5 protein-coding genes are annotated in these 6,525 nt (G+C 72.8%); 4 read left to right on the forward strand and 1 reads right to left on the reverse strand.

What is annotated here, in order from left to right; genetic code table 11:
* Positions 1 to 17 precede the first annotated feature (17 nt).
* Complete coding sequence (locus tag AC559T_RS32220) at positions 18 to 998, reverse strand: ABC transporter ATP-binding protein (RefSeq protein WP_071064021.1); 981 nt, start codon at positions 996 to 998, stop codon at positions 18 to 20.
* A 130-nt stretch (positions 999 to 1,128) separates the two neighbouring features.
* Between AC559T_RS32220 and AC559T_RS32225 the strand changes: the two genes are divergently transcribed.
* From AC559T_RS32225 to purL, 4 genes are all read left to right on the forward strand, one after another.
* Entirely contained in the window at positions 1,129 to 1,884 is a 756-nt protein-coding gene (locus AC559T_RS32225; protein ID WP_498871083.1) for an ABC transporter permease, read from the forward strand.
* Positions 1,885 to 1,891: 7 nt separating this feature from the next.
* Positions 1,892 to 2,578 (forward strand): ABC transporter permease, encoded by a 687-nt coding sequence (locus AC559T_RS32230; protein WP_498871084.1) that lies wholly within the window; start codon positions 1,892 to 1,894, stop codon positions 2,576 to 2,578.
* 166 nt (positions 2,579 to 2,744) lie between these two features.
* A complete protein-coding gene (locus tag AC559T_RS32235; protein ID WP_131626085.1) occupies positions 2,745 to 3,779 on the forward strand; it encodes an ABC transporter substrate-binding protein in 1,035 nt (344 codons plus the stop codon).
* A gap of 139 nt (positions 3,780 to 3,918) precedes the next feature.
* Positions 3,919 to 6,297, forward strand: a complete 2,379-nt coding sequence (gene purL, locus AC559T_RS32240; protein WP_498871085.1) for a phosphoribosylformylglycinamidine synthase subunit PurL — start codon at positions 3,919 to 3,921, stop codon at positions 6,295 to 6,297.
* Positions 6,298 to 6,525: the final 228 nt, after the last annotated feature.

A 6,525-nucleotide genomic window follows, 5' to 3' on the forward strand; every position in this document is an offset into this window, starting at 1 on the left:
GCTGGCGGCCCGACTCCTCAACCGTTCTCCTGATCGGCGGCCAGCGAACGCCGCAGGGCGGCGTGCAGGGTGGATGGGGTGAGCACGCCGACCGGCGTGCCGCGCTCCCGTACCTCGACTCTGCCGTCCCCGGTGGCGAGCATCACCGCGAGCGCCTCCCGCAGCGAGGCACCGACCTCCACCCCCGCCAGGGCGTTGGCCCACTCCGCCGGATCGGCCGGATCCGTCAGGTCGGCGCGGCGCAGCGGGGTGACGGACAGGCGCAGCAGCATGCGGTCCGCGCCGGTGAAGTCGGCGACGAACGGGCTGGCCGGGGCACCCAGCACCTGGGCCGGGGTGTCCAACTGCTCCAGGCGGCCGCCCTGGCCGAGCACCGCGACCCGGTCACCCAGCCGGACGGCCTCGGCCAGGTCATGGGTGACGAACACGACCGTCTTGCGGATCTCCCGCTGCAGGCGGAGGAACTCCACCTGCAGCCGGTCGCGGGCAATCGGGTCGATCGCGGAGAACGGCTCGTCCATGAGCAGGACGGGCGGGTCGGCCGCGAGCGCCCGGGCGACCCCGACCCGCTGCTGCTGACCGCCGGACAGCTCCCGCGGATAACGCACCGATACGGTGCCGGGATCGAGCCCGACCAGCTCGAGCAGTGCCCGGACCCGCTCCCGGGTCCGCGACCGGCTCCAGCCCAGCAGCCGCGGCACCGTCGCCACGTTGGCGAAGACGGTCTGGTGCGGGAACAGCCCGACCTGCTGGATCACGTAGCCGATCCGCCGCCGCAGCCGCACCGGGTCCGAACGGACGACGTCCTCGCCGTCGACGGTGATCCGCCCGGACGTCGGCTCCACCAGACGGTTGATCATCCGAATGACGGTTGTCTTGCCGCACCCCGACGGCCCTACCAGGCACATCAGCTCGCCGGTGGCGACCGCGAAGGACAGGTCCGCGACGGCGACCGTGCCGTCCGGGTAGCGCTTGCCGACCCCGTCCAAGGTGATCATCGGTCGGGCCGTCGTCTCCACACGCGCTCCGTCCCACAGCCCCCACCGTGTCACCGGAGCAAACAGCGCCGCTCCCGCACCTCATCCCGCTCCCCCGGGTTTTCTACCGGTGGACGGCTACCGTGCAGTGGTGGCACTCCTCGCGGACGGCTGCCTGGAACGCAACGCGTGGATCTGTGGCGACTACGTGTCGTCCCGCTCGGACGAGATCATGGCCGCGTTACGCGAGCACGTCAGCCTCACCGTGAGCGCGGTCGGCTACGGCACGCTGATCGCCGCCCCGCTCGTTCTGGCCGCCCGCCGCCGGCCGGCGCTGGCCGCCTGGATCAGCGGCGCCACCAGCGCCCTGTACACGGTGCCGTCGCTGGCGTTCTTCGCCATCCTGCTGCCGTTCACCGGCCTGTCCCGGACGAGTGTGCTGATCGGCCTGGTCGCCTACACCCTGGTGATCCTCTTCCGCGGGTTCCTCACCGGGCTGGGCTCCGTCCCGCCCGAGGTGCGGGCGGCGGCGGTCGGGATGGGGTACGGGCCGGCCCGGCTGCTGGTCACCGTGGAGCTGCCGCTCGCGCTGCCGTCCATCATGGCCGCGCTGCGCGTCGCCACGGTGTCGACGATCGCCCTCACGACGGTCGGGGCGACGATCGGGCACGGCGGGCTCGGCGACCTCATCTACGACGGGCTGGGCAGCACGTTCAGGGCCGAGGTGCTGACCGCGTCCGTGCTCTGCGTTGCCCTGGCCGTCACCGCGGACCTGCTGTTCGTCGCGGCGCAGTGGCTGCTCACCCCGTGGCGGCACGGCGCGCACGGGGCACACACGGCACACGGAGCACACAGGACGCACAGGACGCACGGGCCGCGCGGGACGCGCGGGACGCACGGCGGATGAGCCCGACATGAGCATGATCACCAAGACGGCGTCGTGGCTGTCGGACGGCGCCAACTGGTCCGGCCCCGAGGGGATCCTCGCCCGGCTCGGCGAGCACCTCGTGCTCAGCGGCGCGTCTGTCGGGATCGCCGCCGCCCTGGCGCTGCCACTCGGAGCGGCCCTCGGCCACGCCGGCCGCGGCGGCACCCTGGCGATCAACATCTCGAACATCGGACGCGCGGTGCCCACCTTCGCCGTGCTCGTGCTGCTGGCGATCGGACCGCTCGGCATCGGCGACACGACGACGATCGCGGCGCTCACCCTCTTCGCGCTCGCCCCGCTGGTCACGAACAGCTACGTGGGCGTCCGGGAGATCGACGGTGACGCCCGCGAGGCCGCCCGTGGGATGGGCATGTCCGGCTGGCAGATCCTGCGCGGTGTCGAGCTCCCGCTGGCCGCGCCGATGATCATAATCGGGCTGCGGCTGGCGGCGGTGCAGGTCGTCGGGACGGCGACCATCGCCGCGCTGATCAGCGGCGGCGGCCTCGGCCGGTTCGTGGTGGACGGCCTGGCCCAGCACGACGATCCCAAGGTCGTCGGCGGCGCGGTGCTGGTGGCCGTGCTCGCGCTGGCGGTGGACGCCGTCCTGCTGTGCGCGCAGCGGCTCGTGGCCCCCCGCGGCGGCTCCACCGGGCGGGTCCGCGCCGGAGCGTGACGGCCCTGGCCCACACGGACGTCCGGCAGGTCGCCGTCGGCCGGGGTTTCCGAGTTGCGGTCGTCCTGGTGACAACGGCCGGTCTGGGTTGCACTGGCAACTGGTCGCACGGCAGGGTGACCCGGGGCCGGGCCGCACGCCAACGACAACGGCGACAGGACGAGGGATGGGGTCGGCGAACGTGAGCGAACCAACGTCGGTGGCGGCAGAGGCTGGGCAGGCCGTGCGCCGGCGCACCCGGCGCACCCGACGGATCCGCCCGTGTCCGCGCCGTGCCGGCCGGCGCCGGGTGGGTGCCGCGGCGGCGGCCATGCTGGCTCTCGCGCTGACCACTGCGGCCTGCGGCGACGGCTCCGGCGGCGCCAGCCTTGGTTCACTCACCGTCGCCGACGCCGGCTTCACCGAGAGCAAGATCCTCGCCGACATGTACGGCGAACTGCTCACCAACGCCGGCTACAAGGTCGAGCGGACCTCGGTGCAGAGCACCGAGATCGCCCAGTCCTCCCTGGAGAGCGGGCAGATCGACGCCATGCCGCAGTATGTGGCGACCTACGCCGACCTGCTGAACTCCCAGGTCAACGGCTCCGGAGCCGCCTCGGTCTCGTCGTCGGACCTGAACGCGTCGCTGGCCGGGCTACGCCGCCTCGCGAAGGGGCTGGGCCTGAGCGTGCTCGAGCCGGCCGACGCGGTCGACCAGAATGCCTTCGCGGTGAGCAGGTCCTTTGCCGCGGAGCACCACCTGACGACCCTGACCGACCTGGGTGCCAGTGGCCTGACAGTGAAGCTCGCTGCGGGCGCCGAGTGCGCGACCCGCCCGTTCTGCCAGCCCGGGTTGGAGAAGACCTACGGGATCGAGATCTCCGAGATCGTCGAAACCGGTGTGGCGACCGCCCAGACCAAGGCAGCGGTACGGGACAACACCGCGCAGCTCGGCCTGGTGCTCACCACCGACGCCACCGTCAACGACTACAACCTGGTCGTGCTGACCGACGACAAGAAGCTCCAGAACGCCGACAACCTGGTGCCGATCGTGAACACCGACTCGCTCGCCCCGGAGATCACCTCGGCACTGAACGCGCTGGCGCCGGTGCTCACGACGGCGGACCTGGCCGAGCTGAACAAGAGGGTGGACGCGGAGCGGGAGAAGTCCGAGGAGGTCGCGCACGACTTCCTGGCCGAGAAGGGCCTGCTGGACAGCTGACCGGTCACCGACCAGCGGCCGACCAGCCGTGCCTCGGCGGGACGAGCCGCCGTCCCTTCGGTGGGCTCTGTGGTGGGCCGGGGGTGGCGCCCGCGGCGTCGCCGCCACCCGACCGGCGCGCATCCGCCAGGATGGGGGCGTGACCGGAACGCCTTCCGCCCCCACGACCAGCCCCGACGACCAGGCCGACGGCCCGGGCGAGGGCACCGTCGACCGCCAGCCCTACCGCGAGCTGGGCCTGACCGACGACGAGTACGAGCGGATCGTCGCCACCCTCGGCCGGGTCCCCACCGACGCCGAGCTGGCCATGTACTCGGTGATGTGGAGCGAGCACTGCTCGTACAAGTCGTCCAAGGTGCACCTGCGCCAGTTCCGGGACACTCCGGCCACAGACCGGCTCCTGGTCGGCATGGGTGAGAACGCCGGCGTGGTGGACGTCGGCGAGGGCCTGGCCGTCACCTTCAAGGTCGAGTCGCACAACCACCCGAGCTTCGTCGAGCCGTACCAGGGCGCGGCGACCGGTGTCGGCGGCATCGTCCGCGACATCCTGACCATGGGGGCCCGGCCGATCGGGATCCTCGACCCGCTGCGCTTCGGCGCCGCCGACGCCCCCGACACCGCCCGGGTGCTGCCCGGCGTGGTCGCCGGCATCGGCGGCTACGGCAACTGCCTGGGCCTGCCGACCATCGGCGGCGAAGTCGTCTTCGACCCGGTGTACGGCGGGAACCCACTGGTCAACGCCCTGTGCGTCGGCGTGATGCCGGTCGGGCGGGTGCAGACCTCCGCCGCCACCGGGGTCGGCAACGCCGTGGTGCTGCTCGGCGCGAAAACCGGCCGGGACGGCATCGGCGGCGTCTCGGTGCTCGCCTCAGCCACCTTCGACGAGGGCGGCGGCCCGGCCCGGCGGCCGTCCGTGCAGGTCGGGGACCCGTTCACTGAGAAGATCCTCATCGAGTGCTGCCTGGAGCTGTTCGACCGCGGCCTGGTCACCGGCATCCAGGACCTCGGCGGGGCCGGCCTGACCTGCGCGCTCACCGAGACGACCGCCGCCGGCATCGCCACCGGCCAGCCCGGCGGCATGGAGGTCGACCTCGACCTCGTACCGCTGCGCGAGGCGTCGATGGCGGCGCACGAGGTCCTGGCCAGCGAGTCCCAGGAGCGGATGCTGGCCATCGTCACCCCGGACGCGCTGCCCGAGGTGCTGGCGCTCGCCGAGCGGTGGGGCGTGATCGCCACCAACATCGGCACGGTGACCGACAGCGGCCGCCTCGTCGTCCGCTGGCACGGCGAGGTCGTCGTGGACGTCCCGCCGGGCTCGCTCGCCGACGACGGGCCGGTCTACGAACGCCCGATGCGCCGCCCGGTCGACCTTGACGTGCTGCGGGCGGACACGCCGTCCGCCCTGGAACGGCCGCGCACCGGCGACGCGCTGCGGGCGACCCTGCTGCGGATGATCGCCTCCCCGAACCTGTGCTCGCGGGCCTGGGTGACCGAGCAGTACGACCGGTACGTGCAGGCCAACACGGTGCTGGCCCAGCCCGAGGACGCCGGCGTCCTGCGGCTGTCGGCCTCCGGGCTCGGCATCGCGCTGGCCACCGACGGCAACGGCCGCTACGCCCGGCTGGACCCGTTCGCCGGGGCGCAGCTCGCCCTGGCCGAAGCGTGCCGCAACGTCACCGCGGCCGGCGCCGAGCCGATCGCGGTGACCAACTGCCTGAACTTCGGCTCCCCCGAGGACCCGGAGGTCATGTGGCAGTTCGCCCAGGCCTGCGCCGGGCTCGCCGACGCCTGCCGGCGGCTCGGCCTGCCGGTCACCGGCGGGAACGTGTCCTTCTACAACCAGACCGGCTCGGCGCCGATCCATCCGACGCCGGTCGTCGGCGTGCTCGGCCTGTTCGACGACGTCACTCGCCGCACCCCCATCGGCTTCACGGACGAGGGCGACGCGCTGCTCCTGCTGGGCGACACCCGGGACGAGTTCGGCGGCTCCGAGTGGGCCTGGGCGACCCACGGCCATCTCGGCGGGACGCCGCCGGCCGTCGACCTGGAACGGGAGAAGCTGCTCGGCGAGATCCTCGTCGGGGGCTCCCGCGAAGGGCTGCTCACCGCGGCCCACGACCTCTCCGAGGGCGGGCTCGCCCAGGCGCTGGTCGAGTCCTGCCTGCGAGGCGGGCACGGGGCACGGATCGAGCTGCCCGCCGGGGCGGACGCGTTCGTCGAGCTGTTCAGCGAATCGGCCGGACGGGCGGTCGTCGCCGTCCCCGCCGCCGAGCAGGACCGTTTCGCGCGGCTGTGCGCGGACCGGGGCCTGCCGTGCCGGCAGATCGGCGTCGTGACCGACGGCGAAGCCGACCGCGGCAGCGGAAACGGCGTTGGCAACGGCAACGGCAACGGCGGAGGCGGAGGCGGAGGCGGAGGCGGAAGCCTGAACGTCGCCGGCGAGTTCGCCATACCGCTGGACGAGCTGCGGGCGGCCCACGAGGGCACGCTGCCCCGCCTGTTCGGCCGCGGAGCCTGAGGCCACGGAGCCTGAGGCCACGGCCCGAACGCGGGTCGGTGCGGGCCCGGACGCGGCGCGGTCGATGTCCGGTTAAACAATTGAATTGAGCCTTACAAAACAATCAGAAACGCGCCCACAAGCCCCTTCCTGGCGACCAACAGCCGCCACCCACACCCAAGCCAAGCCAGCCCGACAAATCATCGGCTTCCGGACACCCAAAAACAACCGTGGGGGGGTGTTTGTTGT

The organism is Frankia sp. Hr75.2, from assembly GCF_949319125.1.
In the GTDB taxonomy this organism is placed as follows: domain Bacteria; phylum Actinomycetota; class Actinomycetes; order Frankiales; family Frankiaceae; genus Parafrankia; species Parafrankia soli.

Coding starts and splice junctions, on each gene's coding strand:
- AC559T_RS32220 (WP_071064021.1), bottom strand. CDS start 998: ATGATCACCTTGGACGGGGTCGGCAAGCGCTACCCGGACGGCACGGTC.
- AC559T_RS32230 (WP_498871084.1), top strand. CDS start 1,892: ATGAGCATGATCACCAAGACGGCGTCGTGGCTGTCGGACGGCGCCAAC.
- AC559T_RS32235 (WP_131626085.1), top strand. CDS start 2,745: ATGGGGTCGGCGAACGTGAGCGAACCAACGTCGGTGGCGGCAGAGGCT.